The following is a 614-nucleotide window of genomic DNA, read 5'->3' on the forward strand; positions in this document are numbered from 1 at the left end:
GCCTTATGAAGTAGACAGAAAGCACGATAAAAATCTAATGAAATCGACACCATCGTTAGCAGAAATGACGATGAAAGCTATCGATTTGATGAAAGATAATAAAGACGGGTTTGCTTTGCAGGTAGAAGGTGGAAAAGTAGATTGGGCGGCACATTCAAATGATGTAAGTGGATTAATATTTGACCAGCTTGCTTTTGATGAAGCGGTTGGTAAGGTCATTGAATTTGCAGAAAAAGATGGAGAAACGCTGGTTATCATAACCACTGATCACGGGAATTCAAATCCTGGTTTATTTTATGCTGACGAAGCTGATAAAAAATTCGATAGTTTACAGAATTTTAAGCATAGCAACACCTGGTTGTTGGCGCAATTGAACCAATCCTTTAGTGAACAGAAAATTATCGATCTGATTAAAGAGAATCAAGGTTTTGAAATAAAACCAGATGAAGTTAAATCACTTTTAAATCATTTCAAAGACATTTCTCCCAACCAGTTATACAACGAGTCAAATCTTCCGTTTTACGAATACGGAAAAATATTGGGCAAATATACCGATGTGCAATGGGCTGGTATGAACCATACCGGAGATTATGTTGAGCTTACCATGTTTGGCC

Annotated in this window: 1 protein-coding gene; it reads left to right on the top strand. The window is 37.0% G+C overall.

The features are described from left to right. Positions 1-37: 37 nt before the first annotated feature. Positions 38-614, top strand: a 577-nt coding sequence (locus tag AC1DND_RS29060) for an alkaline phosphatase (RefSeq protein WP_477586470.1), incomplete at its 3' end; no start/stop codon positions are given.

The organism is Pedobacter sp. 01N416, assembly GCF_056399685.1.